At 67.8% G+C, this 17352-nt stretch carries 18 protein-coding genes; 8 read left to right on the forward strand and 10 right to left on the reverse strand.

Going from position 1 to position 17352, the window contains the following annotated elements:
* Positions 1-2 precede the first annotated feature (2 nt).
* The 3 genes from FHQ07_RS00315 to FHQ07_RS00325 are packed head-to-tail and all read left to right on the forward strand — an operon-like array spanning position 3 to position 2391.
* A complete protein-coding gene (locus tag FHQ07_RS00315; RefSeq protein ID WP_139714760.1) occupies positions 3-668 on the forward strand; it encodes a sugar transferase in 666 nt (221 codons plus the stop codon).
* A 7-nt stretch (positions 669-675) separates the two neighbouring features.
* A complete protein-coding gene (locus tag FHQ07_RS00320) occupies positions 676-1341 on the forward strand; it encodes a GNAT family N-acetyltransferase (RefSeq protein ID WP_139714761.1) in 666 nt (221 codons plus the stop codon).
* Between the two features lie 39 nt (positions 1342-1380).
* Positions 1381-2391 (forward strand): NAD-dependent epimerase, encoded by a 1011-nt coding sequence (locus FHQ07_RS00325; RefSeq protein ID WP_139714762.1) that lies wholly within the window; start codon positions 1381-1383, stop codon positions 2389-2391.
* Here the strand turns inward: FHQ07_RS00325 and FHQ07_RS00330 are convergent.
* Entirely contained in the window at positions 2379-3458 is a 1080-nt protein-coding gene (locus FHQ07_RS00330) for a nucleotidyltransferase family protein (RefSeq protein ID WP_168191414.1), read from the reverse strand. The two genes, FHQ07_RS00325 and FHQ07_RS00330, sit on opposite strands and share 13 nt — an antisense overlap.
* A gap of 155 nt (positions 3459-3613) precedes the next feature.
* Here FHQ07_RS00330 and FHQ07_RS00335 point away from each other — a divergent pair, with 155 nt between their 5' ends.
* The 3 genes from FHQ07_RS00335 to FHQ07_RS00345 all read left to right on the forward strand — a co-directional run bounded on the left by FHQ07_RS00335 (position 3614) and on the right by FHQ07_RS00345 (position 7873).
* Positions 3614-5020, forward strand: a complete 1407-nt coding sequence (locus tag FHQ07_RS00335) for a mannose-1-phosphate guanylyltransferase/mannose-6-phosphate isomerase (protein WP_139714764.1) — start codon at positions 3614-3616, stop codon at positions 5018-5020.
* Between the two features lie 42 nt (positions 5021-5062).
* Positions 5063-6733, forward strand: coding sequence for an ABC transporter ATP-binding protein (locus FHQ07_RS00340; RefSeq protein WP_139714765.1), 1671 nt, complete (start codon positions 5063-5065; stop codon positions 6731-6733).
* 75 nt (positions 6734-6808) lie between these two features.
* Positions 6809-7873, forward strand: a complete 1065-nt coding sequence (locus FHQ07_RS00345; protein WP_139714766.1) for an MraY family glycosyltransferase — start codon at positions 6809-6811, stop codon at positions 7871-7873.
* Between the two features lie 6 nt (positions 7874-7879).
* On the opposite strand, the gene FHQ07_RS00350 is transcribed toward FHQ07_RS00345, so the two are convergent.
* From FHQ07_RS00350 to FHQ07_RS00375, 6 genes are read right to left on the reverse strand one after another with little or no spacing between them, the layout of a single operon-like run.
* Entirely contained in the window at positions 7880-8968 is a 1089-nt protein-coding gene (locus tag FHQ07_RS00350) for a radical SAM/SPASM domain-containing protein (RefSeq protein WP_168191415.1), read from the reverse strand.
* Positions 8965-9273, reverse strand: coding sequence for a PqqD family protein (locus tag FHQ07_RS00355; RefSeq protein ID WP_139714768.1), 309 nt, complete (start codon positions 9271-9273; stop codon positions 8965-8967). Before FHQ07_RS00355 ends, FHQ07_RS00350 begins: the two co-directional genes overlap by 4 nt.
* Positions 9270-10112 (reverse strand): hypothetical protein, encoded by an 843-nt coding sequence (locus FHQ07_RS00360; protein ID WP_139714769.1) that lies wholly within the window; start codon positions 10110-10112, stop codon positions 9270-9272. Before FHQ07_RS00360 ends, FHQ07_RS00355 begins: the two co-directional genes overlap by 4 nt.
* On the reverse strand, positions 10109-10564 hold the full coding sequence (locus FHQ07_RS00365) for a S24/S26 family peptidase (RefSeq protein WP_139714770.1): 456 nt from the start codon (positions 10562-10564) through the stop codon (positions 10109-10111). Before FHQ07_RS00365 ends, FHQ07_RS00360 begins: the two co-directional genes overlap by 4 nt.
* Positions 10565-10578: 14 nt before the next feature.
* Complete coding sequence (locus FHQ07_RS00370) at positions 10579-10764, reverse strand: hypothetical protein (protein ID WP_139714771.1); 186 nt, start codon at positions 10762-10764, stop codon at positions 10579-10581.
* Positions 10765-10794: 30 nt separating this feature from the next.
* Entirely contained in the window at positions 10795-13560 is a 2766-nt protein-coding gene (locus tag FHQ07_RS00375; protein WP_139714772.1) for a hypothetical protein, read from the reverse strand.
* Between the two features lie 226 nt (positions 13561-13786).
* Between FHQ07_RS00375 and FHQ07_RS00380 the strand changes: the two genes are divergently transcribed.
* The gene (locus FHQ07_RS00380) at positions 13787-14815 is read left to right on the forward strand and encodes an MraY family glycosyltransferase (protein ID WP_168191416.1); all 1029 of its coding nucleotides are present in this window, start codon (positions 13787-13789) and stop codon (positions 14813-14815) included.
* Positions 14816-14827: 12 nt separating this feature from the next.
* On the opposite strand, the gene FHQ07_RS00385 is transcribed toward FHQ07_RS00380, so the two are convergent.
* Complete coding sequence (locus FHQ07_RS00385) at positions 14828-15679, reverse strand: tetratricopeptide repeat protein (protein WP_139714774.1); 852 nt, start codon at positions 15677-15679, stop codon at positions 14828-14830.
* Positions 15680-15824: 145 nt separating this feature from the next.
* Here FHQ07_RS00385 and FHQ07_RS00390 point away from each other — a divergent pair, with 145 nt between their 5' ends.
* Positions 15825-16253 carry a hypothetical protein gene (locus FHQ07_RS00390; RefSeq protein ID WP_139714775.1) on the forward strand — a complete coding sequence of 143 codons (429 nt, stop codon included), beginning with the start codon at positions 15825-15827 and terminating at the stop codon, positions 16251-16253.
* A 66-nt stretch (positions 16254-16319) separates the two neighbouring features.
* On the opposite strand, the gene FHQ07_RS00395 is transcribed toward FHQ07_RS00390, so the two are convergent.
* Entirely contained in the window at positions 16320-16946 is a 627-nt protein-coding gene (locus tag FHQ07_RS00395; RefSeq protein WP_139714776.1) for a TetR/AcrR family transcriptional regulator, read from the reverse strand.
* Between the two features lie 13 nt (positions 16947-16959).
* Positions 16960-17217: an acyl-CoA-binding protein gene (locus FHQ07_RS00400; RefSeq protein WP_139717793.1), complete on the reverse strand. Its 258-nt coding sequence runs from the start codon at positions 17215-17217 to the stop codon at positions 16960-16962.
* Positions 17218-17352: the final 135 nt, after the last annotated feature.

Raw genomic sequence — 17352 nt, forward strand, 5'->3', positions numbered from 1 at the left:
CCATGCAGCGCTTCCTCGACATCCTGCTCTCTGGCTTGGCCCTGCTGGTGCTGTCACCGCTGCTGCTTCCCGTCATGCTGATCCTGCGCCTGACCGGGGAGGGCGAGGTATTTTTCATCCAGCAGCGCGTGGGGCGCGGCGGCCGCCCATTCGGACTCTACAAGTTCGCCACCATGCTCAAGGACAGTCCCAACATCGGCACCGGAACGGTGACGGTGAAGGGCGATCCGCGTGTCCTGCCATTGGGCCGGTTGCTGCGCAAGACCAAGCTGAACGAATTGCCGCAGCTGCTGAACATCCTGAAGGGCGACATGAGCATCATCGGTCCGCGCCCGCAAACCCAGCGCTGCTTCGATGCGTTCCCGCCGGAATCGCAGGCGCAGATCATCAGGGTACGCCCCGGCCTGTCCGGCATCGGCTCCATCGTCTTTCGCGACGAGGAAGAACTGATGCATGCCAGCCAGGAACCGGAGCGGTTCTATGACGAGGTGATCATGCCGTACAAGGGCCGGCTGGAAGAGTGGTACGTGGCGCACCAGGGGGCCAGGACTTACCTCGCCGCGATCTTCGTGACCGCATGGGTGGTGCTGTTCCCGGCCTCGCGCGTGGCCTGGCGGCTTTTTCCTGGGCTGCCCAGCGCCCCGGAAGGGCTCGCGGGATCCCTCTGAGCCTGGCATGTCGCCTGCCCAACGCCATCGCCAGGTCGCGGCCTTGCATGCGGCCGCCATCGACCAGGGCTTCCTGGCCACGCTAGGCGAGCCTTTCCTGGCACAGGTGTATCGCGCGATCGACGAGGCCGCGGACAGCGTCCTGCTGGTCGAGGAACTCGACGGGCGGGTCGTGGGCTTCGTGGCGGGCGGCTCGGGCATGGCGACGATCTACCGGCGCATGCTGCGACATCCCCTGCAGCTGGCGTTCTCGCTGGCGTCGGTGTTCGCGCAGCCGTCCAGGCTCCTGCGGATGATGGACATCGTTCGCTACGGAAGGGCATCGGACGCCGGTCTCGTCCTGCCGCGCGCGGAACTGCTGAGCGTCGCGGTGGATCCTGCTTGTCGCGGGACAGGCCTGGCCGTGCGCCTCTACGAGGGGTTGGAGGAGCACTTCGCGCGGCGAGGCATCAACGCGTTCCGCATCACGGTGGGCGAATCGCTCGCCGCCGCGCACCGGTTCTACCAGCGGATGGGGGCGAAGCCCATGGGACGCATCGAGGTCCATGCCGGGCGGGGTTCCGTCGTGTACGTGCAGGAGGTGCCCATGCCGCGCGGAGCGGGTGGCGTCGATCGTCGCGGGCGCGTGCGCCTCACCGGGGACGATGCGGTCTCCCCGGGGCAGGCCACGTAGAATGCGCTCCGAGATTCCCGCGCCGGAGCGCTTCCCCGCATGAAGGTCCTGGTCACCGGCACCGCCGGGTTCATCGGCTCCCACCTGGCCCATCGCCTGCTCGACCGCGGCGACGAGGTCGTCGGGTTCGACAACCTCAACGACTACTACGACGTCACCCTGAAGCAGGCACGGCTGGCGCGGCTGCAGGCGCGCGCCGGTTACACCCACGTGGCCGGCGACCTCGCGGACCGTGCCGCCGTCGAAGCCGCCTTCGCCGCCTACAAGCCGCAGCGCGTGGTCAACCTCGCCGCGCAGGCCGGGGTGCGCTACGCGGCGGAGAACCCGCACGTGTACGTGCAGAGCAATGTGGTCGGCTTCCTGCACGTCCTCGAAGGTTGCCGCCACCACGGCGTCGAGCACCTGGTGTATGCCTCCACCTCGTCGGTCTATGGCGCCAACACCGCGATGCCCTTCAGCGAGCACGCCTCTGCGGAGCACCCGCTGACGCTGTACGCGGCGAGCAAGAAGGGCAACGAGCAGATGGCCCACAGCTACAGCCACCTGTATGGCATCCCCACTACCGGACTGCGCTTCTTCACGGTGTACGGCCCGTGGGGTCGCCCGGACATGGCGCTGTTCCTGTTCACCCGCGCGATCCTCGATGGCAAGCCGATCCGCGTGTTCAACCATGGTCGGCACAAGCGCAGCTTCACCTACGTCGACGACATCGTCGAAGGCGTGGTGCGCACGCTCGACCAGGCGCCGGGCAAGAACCCGGCCTGGGACAGCGCCAGGCCCGACCCCGCCAGCAGCGGCGTCGCCCCGTACCGGCTCTACAACATCGGCAACGAGCAGCCGGTGGAATTGCTCCGCTACATCGAGGTGCTGGAGGACTGCCTGGGCCGGAAGGCGCAGATGGAACTGCTGCCGCTGCAGGCGGGCGACGTGCCCGACACCGAGGCCGACGTCTCGGACCTGATCGCCGACGTGGGCTACCGCCCGGTGGTGCCGGTGGAGACCGGGGTGGCGCGTTTCGTGGAGTGGTACCGGGGTTATTACGGCGCCTGATCGCCATCCTCGCCTGCGGGGGTACTGGCGCCCGGGAAGCGGTCCAGCAGGCGCGCGCCTCCGTACAGGACGAAGGCAGCCATGACCCGCCCGCTCGACTCGGTGCCGGCCCAGAAGACGAGGCTGCGGCGGACCAGCGGGCGATCCTGCGCAGGGGCCGGGTGCAAGGGATGGTCGGGCGCAGCGATACGGTCGAGTGCGTGCCGTCGCAGTGCGCCGATGCGGCGGCCGAGGGCGTCGATGCGCGCCTCGAGCGCGGCAGCACGGGCAGGATCCAGCTCGCGCAACGCCAGGCAGTGCAGCGCCTGCCGCAGCGCGGCGAACAAGGCAGGTCGCAGGTGGTGCCTGCGTGCGCGTTCCTGCAGCGCGAGCCAGTCGGCATCCGCCATCCCGTCGACGAAGCGCAGGAGATCGAGGTACTCGTGCAATGGCCGGTGCATGCCGCTGCGTGCGACGTGCAGGGCGATCATGCAGGCGCTGTCATGGGCATCCGGGATGCGGAGGCCGTCGCGGCTCTCGCGGCTGCCGAGGATCGAGCGGGTCAGCGAGGTGCACATCGGGGGTTCGGTGACCCGGGCATGGATGTCGAGGTTCTCGTAGGTGGGGCCTTCGCCGCGCCACACCATCCAGCCTTTGCTGAGCCACCGGGTCAGGCGCGAACCCATGGGTGGCGACCGGAATCCGCGGCGGGCGAGGAACGCGCGGAATGCGTCGGCCTCTGCTTGCGGCACGATGAGGTCGTAGTCGGACAGGGGACGCGTCTCACGGGTCTCTGGCCAGCGGGCATGGATGGCGCCGCCCTTGAACAGCACCGGCGAGAATCCCGCCGTACGTGCCGAGGCGAGCGTTTCGCGCAGGCGCTCCCAGCGCCGCGCGATCCCGGCCGAAAGATGCATGCCGGCCATGGCGGCCTCGCGCGGTGCCTGCATCCCATGGCGCGCGCGCAGGTTGGCCCAGGTCGCCCCGAGCCCGCTGCGCTGCATGCTGTGCACGGAGGGCAGCGCGTGCAGCCAGGTGGGATCCCCGCTGGCCATCGCCAGGTAGCAGGCGCCTGCCAGCCGGCGCACGCCATCATCGTCTGCACTGGCCGCAACGATCGGGGAGGGAGTGCGTGTCATGCGTGGGCGGTTGGCGGCATGCCGCGATGATACGGGCTCAAGTTGTCGACGCCCTTGGCGGGTTAGCTCCGGGGGGCGGCGGTCGTCGCTGGCATAATCCGCCGATGATCCCCGTCATCCTTTCCGGTGGTTCCGGCACCCGGCTGTGGCCGCTGTCGCGCGACGCCTTCCCGAAGCAGTTCCTCGCCCTGGTCGGTCATGATTCGATGTTGCAGGCGACCTGGCACCGGGTCGCGCCGTTGGCGAGTGGCGCGCCGATCGTGGTGGCGGGGGAGACGCATCGCTTCATGGTCGCCGAGCAGTTGCGCGAGGCCGGCTGCGCCGACGCCACGATCCTGCTGGAACCGCTCGCGCGCAACACCGCCCCGGCGATCGCGGCGGCCGCACTGGAGGCGACGCGGGATGGTGCCGACCCGCTGCTGCTGGTGCTGCCGTCCGACCACGTGATCGTCGACGCCGCGGCGTTCCGTGCAGCGGTGCGTGCCGCCGGCGCCGCCGCCGAAGCGGGGGCGCTGGTGACCTTCGGCATCGTGCCCACCGGGCCCGAGACCGGCTACGGCTACATCAAGGCGGCTGCGGGCGAGGGCGTGCGCGCGGTCGAGCGCTTCGTGGAGAAGCCCGATGCCGCCACCGCGGCGGCCTATGTCGCCAGCGGCGACTACGCGTGGAACAGCGGCATGTTCCTGTTCCGCGCCTCCGCCTACCTGGCGGAGCTCGAGCGCCACCAGCCGGCGATGCTCGCGGCCTGCCGGGAGGCGCTGGCGCGTGCGCGGCGCGACGTCGATTTCGTGCGCCTAGACCAGCCGGCGTTCGCCGCTTCGCCGTCGGATTCGATCGACTATGCGGTGATGGAGAAGACCGCGCACGCGGCGGTCCTTGCGATCGATGTCGGCTGGAACGACGTCGGCAGCTGGGCCGCGCTGTGGCAGGTCGCCGAGCAGGATGGCGACGGCAATGCGCACCACGGGGACGTGCTCGCCCGCGATTGCCGCGACACCCTCGCCTGGGGTGATGGCCGCCTGCTGGCCCTGCTCGGGCTGCGCGACGTGGTGGTGGTGGATACCGCGGATGCCGTGCTGGTGGCGCACAAGGACCACGTGCAGGACGTGAAGGCGATCGTCGCCGAACTGAAGCGGCGCGGACGCGCGGAGACCAGCCTGCACCGCAAGGTCTACCGGCCCTGGGGGCACTACGATTCGGTCGACGTCGGCGAGCGCTTCCAGGTCAAGCGGATCACCGTGAAGCCCGGCGCGGCGCTCAGCCTGCAGATGCACCACCATCGCGCGGAGCACTGGATCGTGGTCAGCGGCACCGCCAAGGTCACCCGCGGCGACGAGGTCATCCTGCTCGGCGAGAACCAGAGCACCTACATCCCGCTGGGCGTGAAGCATCGCCTCGAGAATCCCGGCGTGGTGCCGCTGGAGTTGGTCGAGGTGCAGTCGGGCAGCTACCTCGGCGAGGATGACATCGTCCGCTTCGAGGACGTCTACGGCCGCGACGCGCCCGGGTAGGCGCGCGCCTGCAGGCGTGGTGCGATCGGCGATACTCGCCGGATGCGCACCGATGACCTCCCGCCGCCCGACGCCGACGTGCGCGGGATCTTCGCCAGCCTGTTGCGGCCGCACGCGAAGACGCTGGCCCTCACCGCGTGCCTGCTGCTTGCGCAAAGCCTGGCGATGCTCGGGCTGCCTTGGGCCGCGGGACGCGTTTCCGCGGCCCTGGTGTCGGCGCAAGGCGTGGCGCCATGGCTGTGGGCGGTGTTCGGGCTGGTCGCCTTGCAGGCGGGCTTGTCGTGGTGGGTGGCGGTGCGGATACAGGACACCGCGACCGGCATGGTGGCCGACGGCAGCGGTCGCCTGTTCGCGCATCTGCAGGCGTTGCCGCTGCCCTGGCACCAGGCGCGCCGTCGTGGCGACATCCTGGCGCTGCTGACGGAGGACATCGACCGCCTGGGTTGGTTCCTCGGCAGTACCCTGGCGTCGGTGCTGCCGTTGCTGTTCACCTGCATCGGCGCGCTGGGCATGATGCTGTGGATCGCCCCGGCGCTCGCGTTGCCGGTCGCGGTGCTGGTGCCGCTGGGATGGCTGGGGTTCAAGCTGCTGGGGCGTCGCTTGCGCCCGCTCGGCCGGCACTTGGCCGATGCCTACGCGCAGCGCGCGGCACAGGCGGAGGAGGCGCTGGCGCTGCTGCCGCTGGCCAAGGCCTTCGTGGCCACGCCGCGCGCTGTGCAGCGCTTCCGCGGGCAGCTTGCGCAGGTGCGTGCGCTCGAGCGTCGGCTCGGGCGCTGGGAAGCGGCGATCCCGCCGCTGGTTCGGCTGCTCGCCTCCGCGCTGGTCCTGGGGCTGCTGTGGCTGGCGGCGGGTCGGGTCGCGGCGGGGACACTGGCGGTGGCGGACCTGGTCAGCCTGATGTTGTACGGCTTGCTGCTGGCGCAACCGGTCGGCGAGCTCGCGGGCGTGTGGGGCCAGTGGCAATCGGCCCGCGGTGCCGCCGAGCGCATCGCGCGCGCGCTGGCCACGGCGCCCGAGCCCCGCGGCGGGACGCGCCTCCCGTCCGCGGCGCGCGGCGAGATCGCCTTCGAGGCGGTGTCGTTCGCCTACCCGGGGGGCGAGCCGGTGTTGCAGCGCCTCGACTTGCGCATCCGCGCCGGCGAGACGGTGGCGGTGACCGGCGCCAACGGCGCGGGCAAGAGCACCTTGCTGCACCTGCTGCTGCGGTTCGCGGATCCGGACGCGGGCCGCATCCTGTTCGACGGAACCGACCTGCGCGCGTTGCCGCTGGATTGGCTGCGGTCGCAGGTCGGCTGGGTGTCGCAGCAGGTGCTGCTGGCGAATGCAAGCATCGGCGAGAACATCGCCTACGGGCGCCCGGGGGCCAGCCAGGCCGAGATCGAGGCGGCGGCCCGCCTGGCGCGCGCCGATGGCTTCATCGCGGCGTTGCCGGCGGGGTATGCGACGGCCGTCGGCGACGATGGGGTGCGCCTCTCCGGCGGCCAGCGCCAGCGGATCGCGTTGGCGCGCGCGTTGCTCCTGGATCCGCCGGTACTGGTGCTCGACGAGGCCACCGCGATGTTCGACCCGGCCGGCGAGGCGGAATTCGTCGCCGCCTGCCGCGAAGGGCTGCGCCATCGCACGGTCCTGCTGGTGACCCACCGGCCGGCCAGCCTCGCGCTGGCCGATCGCGTGCTCCTGCTCGAGCGCGGGGGCTTGCGCGAGGCGGTCTGATCTGTATCGTGGCGACACGCCATCCGCGGCGTGTCATGGCCTGCGGAATTCCTACGTTTTCCTGCGGGAGTGCCAGTGTTCCGGGGCTTCGATCCGACCAGCGCCGTGGCCGCCTTCGTGTTGGCCGCCCTGTTGCCGTGGTGGCTGGAGCCAGCGGCGCGTCGCCTGGACCTGATGGACTATCCCAAGGGGCGCAAGGACCATGAGCGCCCGACCCCGGTCACCGGCGGCCTGGCGATGGCGATCGCCAGTATCCTGGCCTACTGGGCCGCGCCCAACCTGACGCCATCGATCCAGGCGTTCTGCATCGCCACCGTGCTGCTGGTGGCGGTCGGCCTGTGGGACGACAAGCACGACCTGCGCTGGTACTGGCGGGTCCTGGCGCAGGTCGTCGCGGCGCTGGTGGTGATCTTCTGGGGCGGCGTGCGGGTGGAGCAGCTGGGGCCGTTGTTCGGCCTCGGGCAGACCTCGCTCGGGTTCCTGTCGGTGCCGTTCACGGTGTTCGCGATGGTCGGCATCATCAATGCGATGAACATGATCGACGGCGCGGACGGCCTGGCCGGGATGCTCGGGCTGGCGGCGCTGGCGATGCTCTGCGCGGCCTCGGTCTATGCCGGCAACCTGGTGCTGGCCGAGCGCGTGGCGGTGCTGTGCGGCGCCCTCGCCGGATTCCTGGTGTGGAACCTGCGCTTCCCGTGGCGTCCGCGCGCGCGGGTGTTCATGGGCAATGCGGGCAGCGGTTTCCTGGGCTTGGTGATCGCCTGGGTCGCGTTCCGGCTGACCCAGAACGATGGCCACCCGGTGAACCCGGTGCTGGCGCTGTGGCTGCTGCCGATCCCGGTGATGGACACCCTGGTGCTGATCGTGCGTCGCCTGCAGGAGGGGCGTTCGCCGTTCGCCGCGGGCCGCGACCACATCCACCACATGATGCAGGACGCCGGCTTCGGGCCCACGCGTGCGGCCTTCTGGCTCACGGTCTTCAGCCTGGCCTGCGGCCTGGTGGTGGGGCAGGCGATGCGCCTGGACGTGCCGAACCCGCTGCTGCTGGCCGCCTACATCGCCTTGTGCGTGGGCTGGTACCTGCTGACCCGCGACCGGACGCGCGCGGTCGCGTTCTTCCGGCGCTTGCGCCGGCCCTGACCGCGGTCAGGCCACCAGCACCTGCAGCGGGATCTCGCGGCCCTGCTTGCGTTGCAGGTTCTTCGACGGCACCCCGGTGCGGGCGAAGGATTTCTCGCAGTCCTGGATCGACGGTCCGCGCATGTTGCCCTCCAGGTAGGCCAGCCCCGGGCAGCGGGTGCAGCTGCTGCCGTGCACGCAGCTGGAGCAGCCCTCGAGGTCGCTGACCCGGATCGCGCGCACGTCGTTGAGTTGCGGCGAGTGCTTCCAGATGTCGATGAAGGCCTGCTCGCGCACGTTGCCCACCTTGTAGGGGAACTGCACGCAGGGGAACACGTCGCCGTAGGGCGAAACGTAGCAGGCGGTGTGGCCGGCGCTGCAGGGCAGGGTCTTGTAAGCCTCTTCCAGTGGCGTGGGACCGCTGGGAGGTGCGAGCAGGCGCTCCACCTGGTCGCCGAGCAGGGAGGTGTCGTGCATGATCCCGGCAAGCCGGGCCGGATCCATGTTGAGGTCGACGATGCCGCGGTCGCCATCCATCATCGGGGTGATGGTGGCGTCCACGGTATAGCCAACACCCATGTCGTCGGCAAGCGCCTGCACCTGCTTGTAATGGTCGGCGTTCTGCGCCATCAACACATTGGCCAGAGACACCTTGACGCCGGCGTCGCGGAGATAGCGGATCCCTTCGATCGTGCGTTTGAAGGAGCCGGGCAGCTTGGTGATCTCGTCCTGTGTGGCGGCATCGTGCGAATACAGGCTGATCTGCACAGAATCCACGCCCAATTCGGCGATTCGCCTGGCTTTCGCTTCCCGGATCATCACTGCGTTCGTCTTCAGCTTCACCGAGAACTGCAGCTTGCGCGCATGTTCAACGATGGCGAAAAGGTCCTGGCGCATGAAGATCTCGCCGCCGCTCAGGGTCAGGAAGAACACACCGGCGGCGGACAACTGATCCAGCAGGTCCAGCATTTCGGACGTGGTCATCTCGCCATGGTCTTCATGGTCGAGGTAGCAATGCACGCAGCGCTCGTTGCAGCGATAAGTCAGATCGAGCTGCACGCTGAGCGGGATGCCCAGCTCCAGCGCGCGCGTGCCCATCTGGTGCATCAGGCTCATGGCGACGATCCCTGGTCCCCGAATGGCCGATCCGACAGGCGAACGATGCCATGCGCGGCGAGGCCTTCGACTAGCTCGCATGCGTCCCGCATGGCGGTGTCGGCATCCATCTCGTAGCGCGTGCAGATGTCGCGCGCCACGATGTCCGACAGCGGGGTGATCCCGTCCGCCGCGTTCCAGAGGATCGCCGCGGTTTCGTTGAGGCTGAACAATGCCGATTCTTTCGCCGACATGATCATCAGTTCGTCGCCGATGCGGCGCGCCGCGACGTTCTCTTCGCGCAACAGGTAGGTCGGGTTGCTCATGCTTGGCTGCCGATCAGGTCCCAGACGCGACTATCGGGGACGAAGGTGAGTCTGCGCACCGGTACGCGCGCGGCCAGCGCGATCGCGTTGTCGAAGACGCGTGTAGTCAACGCATCGTCGCGGGCGAAGTACAGAATGTTGGCCATCAATGCACGCACTGCTTGCGCTGGCGAAAACGGATCAACGCGGTTTTCCGGACCCTGTGCCAGCAGGAAGATTCCGGCCAGCGGTGCGCTCAGGTTTTCGCCGGGCCGGCCCAATTCGCCAGAGAATGGCGTGCCATGCGCGGAGTAGAGGCCATCGGTTGCACGTATGAACGACATCTCGTCGGTCAGGATATGCGCATCCGGCGGACACAGGCGCGAAATGGTGGTCTTGCCCGCACCGGAGACGCCGGTGAACACGAAGGCGCGCCCACCCCAGGCCACGCTGGAGGCATGCATGAGCATGCCGCCCTGTTCCGCCAGGATCAGCGTGTGCAGGATGCGAATCACCGAATCGAGCGAATACGGGCTCGGCACCATGCGCGCATGCCCATGGCGCAGGCGAGGATCCCACTGGGCGAAGAAATCGCCGCGGCGCACTTGCCACAGGTGACCAGCGCGGGTCACCTGCACTTCATCGGCATGGGCATCCACTGCTTCGTCGTCGCCATCAGGGAATGGCGTCAGCTCGATGTCGAATACGTGATCGGGTTGCGCCACATGGCCCAGAAAGCCCCGGAAGCGCCCGGCCATTGCGGCGACGAAGTCGGGCGAATCGGTACGCAGGCGTACCCACAGGCCGCCGATACCGATGTCCATCTCGCGTGCAGCGGTGGCAATGGCGTGGGCGTTCATGCGGCCAACCGGACAAGCACAGGCATGCGGTTCAATAGCCGATGCGCAGCATCGAAACGCTGGATCAGCCAGCGCGCGGCGCGTTGCCGGCGCAGCCAGTAGCGGCCGCCGGCCGGAAGATTGCGCAAGCCACGTTCCTGGCCCACCAATACGCCGAGTAGAGATGCAGTGGCAGCAGGTTCGTCTGTCGCGGCCAAGGCATCGCCACGGGTCGTCAATAGCGCGCCCTCGCATGCGACCAGTCGGTGAGCCACCAGTCCCTGCGACCGGCGCAGCAGAACCACCTGCCCGGGTTGCGCCTGATCGGCGCTGCATGCGCGGAAGGTGAGCAGATCGCCCGGCGCGATGGCCGGCAGCATGCTACTGCCGGTGGCACGCATACGCAGAAAACCAAACTGGCGCAGGGTGTCCTGCGCCAGTTCGATCCGTACATTGGCTGTGGTCGTTTCCACAACCCGGTTTGCACTCACGAATTGCTCGCCACTCGCCGGCACTGATCCTGCGACTGGCCACGCACCTTGCCGCATGCCAAGGCCATGGTCTCAAACACGCTTTCGCTGCTGAAGGCCGGCTTGATATAGGGCAGGCGATCAGTCGTCGCGGCGGCTGGGGAGACCATCTCCTGGGTTGCGTTCTGCTGCTTCGTGGTCATGTGGGTCTCTGCTGGATGTGTTGGGCGAACTTACTGCAAACCGCTCTGGCTGGCCTGAACGGCGTTGCCGGTCACACCGCCCTGGGTGAAATACACCTGCGAGGTGCCCGTTTCCGTATCCGGGCGCACGTTGTCCACCACGATACCGCCGGTGCCGCCAGGCACCTGGGTCGCCGGCGCGGCGCCGTTGCCGGCGGTCACCGCCAGTGCGGCGGTGGGCGTGACGCTGGTGTCCCAGGTGATGTCCTGCATGTAGGTGCCGCCGGTTGCACCGTCCACATTGCCGGTCTGGCTGACGTTGGTGAGCGATGCGGTCACCGTGTCGGGGGTCACATTACCCTGCGCCACGCGGGTGATGAGGATGTCGCAGGCTGCGCCTGGATTGAAGCCCGTGTCGCAACCGCCAGTGGCCACCGCGTTGTAGCCAGTCAGTGCATCGATGGCATTCACCAAGGCAGTGCGATCCGCACTGCGATTACCAGATGTGCTGAAGTGGGTCCCCGCAGTCAGAACCGTGCCCTCCAGATTGATACTACCGGCACCGGGCGAAGGCATGCCTTGGTAGGTTGGATTCCACCATTGACCAGTGTAAGTGCCCGCTGCAATCCGTAGCGTCCAGGTCTCGCTGCTGCCCACCACGGTCACCTGTTGATTCAGGCGGTACATGTACAGACAGGCGCCGCCCGCGTAGGTGCCGTTGCCGCAGCCGGCGGCATTGCCCCAGCTTGCGGTGCTGGCATACAGATACTCGAAACCGGTGTGGGGATTCTTGATGACCGTGACGGGGGAGAGATTCTGCAGGTTGTCGATGGATCCGTTCAGGCCGGTACCCGCGTCGCCGTCGATGTAGCGGTCGCGCACGCCGAATGTCGGACCGATGATCGAGCTGCCCAATTCGCCGTTCGTGGTGATCGGCACCTTCCAGAGGGTGGCGTAGAAGGTATTGTCCGGGAGCCCACCGGTGATGTACATGTTGCCGGTGGTGCCGTCCCCGTTGTAGTAGGCGTCATCGAACCCGCCGGCGTACAACGCGCGCGTCAAGCCGTTGCCGCGACCGAGCCACTGGCGCGTGCCGGTGTTGTTGGCAGCGAACAGGCGATCGAAGCGGAAGACCGCACGGCAGCCGTCGATCTCGTTGTTGAATGCATCGCAGCGGTTGGCATCGGTGAAGTTGGAGGTGTTGTCGTTGAAGGTGAAGGCATAGACGCTGCCGGTGCGCAGGTCGATGATCGGCGATTCGCGCAGGCCCGTGGTCCCGTCCCGGGCCAGCTTGCCGCTGGTGGCTTCGGTGGTGCCGTTGCTGGCCAGGATGCGGTGCAGCTTGCCGCCCACGGTTCCGGTACCGCTCTGCGTGCCCACGAACACGCGGCCGTTGTAGTCGAACACCGGCGAAGACAACTTCATGCCCAGTTCGACCGCCTTCGGGAAACCGCCGCTGGTGATTTCCCGCGGGTTGGCGCCCTGGAACACGTCCGCGAACTTGTGCAGGATGCCGTTGCCGTCGCCCACCCACAGGATGTCGCCAACGTAGTCCACGAACGGCGAGGAATACGTCGGGACGGTGGTGGTGGTGACGTTGTTGGCGCCAGCCGCGGTGCTGAACGAAATCGTGGTGTAACAGCCGCCCGCGTCGGAGCAACCCCGGTAGGCTGCATTGGATACAAGCGTGGGGGAGGCGGGATTCGCCGCGGTTCCTGAGCCGCTGCCCGGCTTCAGCAGTACCAGTTGCAGGGTGTTGCCGTTGCGCTGGACGAAGGCGACCTGCTTGCCGCCATCCAGATAGGACAACACGGGCGAGGTCTCGGTGATGTAGCCGGTGCCGGTGTTGTAGGCCCACATCACGTTGGGCGCATTGGTGTTGGTGCGTCCCGCGTTGCAGGTGGTGTTGTACAACTGGTTGAAGGCGAGGACGGTCGGTTGCCCCGCGCTGGCGGTGCCGCTGTACGTGCGGGTGAGGGTGATGTTGGACAGCGTCGATGCGATCGAGCTGTTATTGATGTCGCCGGCGGTATTGGAAATGAGAGTGACCGTCGTGCCGGCGCCCGCGGCGCGGAAGCCGGTCTGGCCTTCCCAGCGGGTGATGGCGTTGCGCAGGTTCGTGGCGGTTGCGGTGGCGTCTGCCCCGATCTGGAAATTGAGCCCGGTATTGCTGCTGGTGCTGGCGGTCAATTGCACCCGGCGCGAACCTGCCAGGCCAATGGTGACGGTCTGGCCGTTGGTCGGATTGTTGCTGAAGCTGCCGCTCCATTGCTCTTGCGCGGTGCCGCTTTGACTGGCGCCGGCAGCATTGGTGGTGTAGACCACGAAGTCGCCGCTGCAACTGGGCGGGGCGAAGATGTCCAGGTTGTACTTGGCCGGGAAGATGCCCGGTGCGGCGCGGCCGCCTTGTCCATCGGCACCGCCGCCGAGCACATTGCTCCAGTCGCGCAGGACGGTTTCCGAATTGCCATTGGGCTGGCCGCCTTGTCCGCCGCCGGGTTGAGGCCGCGTGCGATCACGCGTGCGACCTGTCTGGGCGGGAGAGGTGGTCTTCGCCAGCGCGGCGACACGCGGGGTTTCGTTCTCGATCCGACGTAGCACGGATGCGACATAGCGTGGGTCGCGGTAGAGTCGGGGGATATCGGCACTGCGGCCTGCACGGTCAAGTTCGTCCGGCGTCATCGGCTTGGCGGTGATGACTGCGCGGCTGCTCCAGTCCTGCGGCGCGCCGATGGGTGCTTCCTGTGCCTGAGCCAGACCGACGCCGGCAATGCCCATCATCAGGACAGCGGCCTTCCTGCAACGAATATGCTTCATAAGGTGAATCCCCCTGTGGTCAGCCCGCACAAAGCTTGAGGCCGGCCGATGATAGCACGAACTTTGTCACGAAAACAGTGAGATCGGTTGCCAGGCCGGGTAGAATGGCCTCGTCGTCCGGCTTGCCGTGACAGCCCACGGGATTCGCGTGTTGCACGGATTCAACCCTACGTCCGCGTTCGTCGCTTTCGCGGTCACGACCTTGATGCTTTGGCTGATGCAGCCGGTGGCCCGCAGACTGAACCTGCTCGACCACCCGCAGGGCCGCAAGGACCATGAGCATCCTACCCCCGTCACCGGCGGCCTGGCCATCCTGGTCGGTTGCCTGGTCGCCTTCTTCTTCGTGCAGACCAGCAGCCAGACCTTGCAGGCGTTCTGCGTGGCGGCAGTCTTGCTGGTCGCGGTCGGCCTGTACGACGACCTGCACGACTTGCGTTGGTATTGGCGTGTCCTGGCCCAATCCGCGGCGGCCCTGATCATCATTTTCTGGGGCGGCGTCCAGGTGGAACAAATCGGACCGGTGTTCGGCTTGGGCGAGATGTCGCTAGGCTGGCTGTCGGTGCCGTTCACCGTGTTCGCCACGATCGGCATCGTCAATGCGATGAACATGATCGATGGCGCCGATGGCCTGGCCGGCTTGCTGGGGCTGGCGGCGCTGGCGATGCTGTGCGCGGCATCGATCTATGCGGGCAACGAATTGCTGGCGATGCGCCTGTCCGTCCTGTGCGGTGCGCTGGCAGGCTTCCTGGCGTGGAACATCCGCCTGCCGTGGCGCCCGCGCGCGAAGGTGTTCCTGGGCAATGCGGGCAGCGCCTTGCTGGGCCTGGTGATCGCCTGGGTGTCGTTCCGCCTCACCCAGAACCCGGGGCACCCGGTGAACCCGGTGCTGGCGCTGTGGCTGTTGCCGATCCCGGTGATGGATTGCCTGGTGTTGATCGTGCGCCGCCTGCAGGAAGGCCGCTCGCCGTTCTCGGCGGGGCGCGACCATATCCATCACCTGATGCAGGACGCCGGCTTCGGTCCGACCCGGGCGGCGCTGTGGCTGACGGTGTTCAGCCTCCTCAGCGGGTTGCTGGTCGGGCAGGCGATGCGGCTGGACGTGCCGCATCCGCTCCTCTTGGCCGCATTCCTGCTGCTGTGCGTCGGCTGGTACCTGCTGACCCGGGATCGCGCACGGGCGGTGGCGTTCTTCCGCGCATTGCGCCGCGCACCGCCGCAAGGGCTCGAAACCGGGCCGGTCGATCGCCAGCCCTGAACCGGGCCGGCCTTACTCCAGCTGCTCCTGCGCATAGGCCGCGTCCAGCGCTTCCATCGCATCCAGCGGCTTGCACTTGCCGGCTTTCTCGTAGGCGGTGGCGGCGGCGTCCTCGTTGCGGTTCTCGTCCAGCAGCAACAGCACGTTGCCGTGCTCGATGTGGGCGATCGGCGAGGCCGGGGTCAGCTTGACCGCTTCCTTGATGTGCTTCTCCGCTTCGCCGGCCTTGGCGCCGTAGGTCAGGCCGCCGATCATCGCGCCGATCTTGTTGATGATCTCGGCGTGGTACAGGGCCAGCGCGGTATGCGCCTCGGCGTGCTTGGGTTCGAGGTCGAGGGTGGCATCCAGCGAGGCGCGGACCTTGCCGGCGATGCCCATCTTCAGCGCCTTGGCGATGCTCAGGCCCTGGCTGTAGCGGCCCAGCGCGAAGGCGTGGCGGTAATGGCTGTTGGCCTCGTCCGGCAGCGCCTTGATCGCGGCTTCGGCGATCTTCGAGGCTTGTTCGTAACGCTTCAGCTGCTCGGCTTCGTCGTCGACCAGGTAGGTGGCGTGGATGCCGATCGCCTTGATCGCGACCGAGGCGCCGACCGGGCCGAGTTTCTCGCCGGCATCGAAGGCGGCCTTGAAATCGCCGCGATGGAAGGCGCGCCAGGCATCCTGCAGGGCTTCGGCCAGGGCATCGGCATCGAGCTTGGGCGCGGCCTTGCCGGCGGCCTTCAACAGCGCGGCGGCGCGCTTGGCGTCGGGGAAGGGCTCGCAATCGCCGGCGTGCAACTTGGGCCAGGCTTTCTTCAGCGCATCGCCTGCGTAGGCATAGGCCTTGGCATCGTGCGGAAACGCCGCCCAGTTCGATTTGGCCGCCATCCGGATTCCCCTCGAGTCGATGTCGTAGGCGGTCAGCATCCCGCCATGCGCGCGTGCTGGCAAGGGGGATCGGTAGTGTGTTTGCTCGACAGCGCAACGGCAGGCTACGCGCATCGAATACCCCACGTCCCCTACGGAGCCTGCCATGGCCGCCATCAAGAAGAAGGCAACCCGCAAGAAGCTGCAGGCCACTGCGCTTGAACCGACCCCGCGCCACCTGTGGCTGGCGTCGCTCGGCATGCTGGTCGCCGCGCGTCGCGAATCGAAGGCCGCCGTGAAGCGTGCGGCGTCCAAGGTCGAGAACACCGTCGCGGATGCGCGTTACGCGATCCGCCGCGCCGAGGCGGACCTGCGCGCCGGCGTCGACGGCGTGCGCAGCCAGGTCGAGCCGAAGGTGTTGAAGCTCAGCGGTGAAGTCGAAGCGCGCCTGGCGCCGATCGTCGCCAAGCTGGGCCTTGCACCGAAAACCAAGCGCAGCGTGCGCAAGGCCCGCAAGACCGCGGCCAAGAAGCCGGTTGCCCGTCGCGCCGTGCGCAAGCCGGCCAAGCGCGTGGCGAAGAAAGCCGCGCGTTAAGTCCTGCCGATCTCCTGTCGGTACCCGGCAACGCCCTGCGCAAGCGGGGCGTTGTCGTATCCGCGATCAGTCGAGGTAGGCGCGGGTCAGCGTGTTGAGATGCACGCGTTCCGCATCGCGCAGGAACGGCGCGATCAGCATCATCACCTGCACGATGCCGTCGCGGATCGAGGCGCGCTCGTCCTTGTCGCCGCGGGCGGCGGCGTAGTTCATCCAAAAGGTGGCGATGACCAGGATGTTGGTCGCCGCGGCATCCACCTCGTCGGCGGAGGCGCGCATCACCCCCGCCTGCACCAGTCCGCGCATGACCTGGTGGGCCTGTTCGTCGGCACGCTTGAGGATGCGCGCGAAGCGCATGCGCAGGCGGCGGTTGCGGGTCAGGATGTCGACCAGGTCGCGGTACAGGAAGCGGTAGTCCCAGATGCACTCGAACACCAGGTGCAACTGCAGCCACACGTCCTCGAGGCCCGGCAGGCGGCCTTCCGGCGCGGTCAGGGCGGCATCCATGCGCGCCTCGTAACCACCGAACAGCTGCTCGATGATGTCGTCCTTGTTGCGGAAGTGGTAGTACAGATTGCCCGGGCTGATCTCCAGCTCGTCGGCGATGTGGTTGGTGGTGACGTTGGGCTCGCCCTGCGCGTTGAACATCGCGAGCGACGCATCCAGGATGCGCTGGCGGGTCTGGCGGGCCATCGTCGTCCTGCGCCTAGGCGGTCAGCTTCTTGACCAGGTCGACGTATTTCTTCATCGCATCGTCCTGGCTGGTGCCGGCCAGCTTGGCCCAGGCCTCGTACTTGGCGGTGCCGACGAAATCGAAGAAGCCCGGCTTCGGCCCGCTGACGTCGCCCTCCGCACCTTGCTTGTACAGCCCGTACAGGCGCAGCAGGGTGTCGTTGTCCGGGCGCTCGGCCAGCGCATGCACGTCCTTGGCCGCCTGTTCGAACTTGGCCTTGAGATCGGACATCGCCTGCTTGGACATGGTATGGGCTCCTCCCTGTGGAGGGGGCATCAGAGCATGCGTCCCGGGAGGGGTCAATACGCAGGGGAATTGTTTGATCGCGCGGCCTCTGGCAACGTAGCGCATACAAGGCGCGCTTCG

The organism is Thermomonas aquatica (assembly GCF_006337105.1).
GTDB classification, from domain to species: domain Bacteria; phylum Pseudomonadota; class Gammaproteobacteria; order Xanthomonadales; family Xanthomonadaceae; genus Thermomonas; species Thermomonas aquatica.

Excerpts from the sequence above, each read along its gene's own strand:
- FHQ07_RS00350 (WP_168191415.1), bottom strand. The coding sequence starts at position 8,968 with ATGAGCCTGATGCACCAGATGGGCACGCGCGCGCTGGAGCTGGGCATC.
- FHQ07_RS00360 (WP_139714769.1), bottom strand. The coding sequence starts at position 10,112 with ATGAACGCCCACGCCATTGCCACCGCTGCACGCGAGATGGACATCGGT.
- FHQ07_RS00370 (WP_139714771.1), bottom strand. The coding sequence starts at position 10,764 with ATGACCACGAAGCAGCAGAACGCAACCCAGGAGATGGTCTCCCCAGCC.
- FHQ07_RS00390 (WP_139714775.1), top strand. The coding sequence starts at position 15,825 with ATGGCCGCCATCAAGAAGAAGGCAACCCGCAAGAAGCTGCAGGCCACT.
- FHQ07_RS00325 (WP_139714762.1), top strand. The coding sequence starts at position 1,381 with ATGAAGGTCCTGGTCACCGGCACCGCCGGGTTCATCGGCTCCCACCTG.
- FHQ07_RS00395 (WP_139714776.1), bottom strand. The coding sequence starts at position 16,946 with ATGGCCCGCCAGACCCGCCAGCGCATCCTGGATGCGTCGCTCGCGATG.
- FHQ07_RS00315 (WP_139714760.1), top strand. The coding sequence starts at position 3 with ATGCAGCGCTTCCTCGACATCCTGCTCTCTGGCTTGGCCCTGCTGGTG.
- FHQ07_RS00340 (WP_139714765.1), top strand. The coding sequence starts at position 5,063 with ATGCGCACCGATGACCTCCCGCCGCCCGACGCCGACGTGCGCGGGATC.
- FHQ07_RS00335 (WP_139714764.1), top strand. The coding sequence starts at position 3,614 with ATGATCCCCGTCATCCTTTCCGGTGGTTCCGGCACCCGGCTGTGGCCG.
- FHQ07_RS00385 (WP_139714774.1), bottom strand. The coding sequence starts at position 15,679 with ATGGCGGCCAAATCGAACTGGGCGGCGTTTCCGCACGATGCCAAGGCC.
- FHQ07_RS00400 (WP_139717793.1), bottom strand. The coding sequence starts at position 17,217 with ATGTCCGATCTCAAGGCCAAGTTCGAACAGGCGGCCAAGGACGTGCAT.
- FHQ07_RS00320 (WP_139714761.1), top strand. The coding sequence starts at position 676 with ATGTCGCCTGCCCAACGCCATCGCCAGGTCGCGGCCTTGCATGCGGCC.
- FHQ07_RS00375 (WP_139714772.1), bottom strand. The coding sequence starts at position 13,560 with ATGAAGCATATTCGTTGCAGGAAGGCCGCTGTCCTGATGATGGGCATT.
- FHQ07_RS00355 (WP_139714768.1), bottom strand. The coding sequence starts at position 9,273 with ATGAGCAACCCGACCTACCTGTTGCGCGAAGAGAACGTCGCGGCGCGC.